General features: G+C 74.4%; 1 pseudogene. It reads right to left on the bottom strand.

Going from position 1 to position 234, the window contains the following annotated elements:
- A pseudogene (locus MTCD1_RS20390) lies at positions 1-234 on the bottom strand (cation-translocating P-type ATPase); the annotation flags it as partial.

Genomic DNA, 234 nt, shown 5'->3' with positions numbered 1-234 from the left:
GCCAACTGCCAGGCCACATCTGCCACGGCGTCGGCATCGGCGCCGTTCAGGGCACGCCACTGCACCAGGGCAGGGCTGCCAGTGGTCAGCGTGCCGGTCTTGTCCAGAGCCACCACGCGCAGGCCGCGCGCGGCCTCCAGCGCGCTGCCGCCCTTGATGAGGATGCCGCGCCGCGCGGCGGCCGTGAGCGCGCTGACCACCGTGACCGGCGTGGAGATGACCAGCGCGCAGGGG

Source organism: Colwellia marinimaniae, from assembly GCF_002207865.1.
GTDB lineage: Bacteria > Pseudomonadota > Gammaproteobacteria > Enterobacterales > Alteromonadaceae > Colwellia > Colwellia marinimaniae.
The sequence above is the reverse complement of the archived record's forward strand: the minus strand, read 5'-3'. Positions and strand labels throughout refer to the sequence as shown.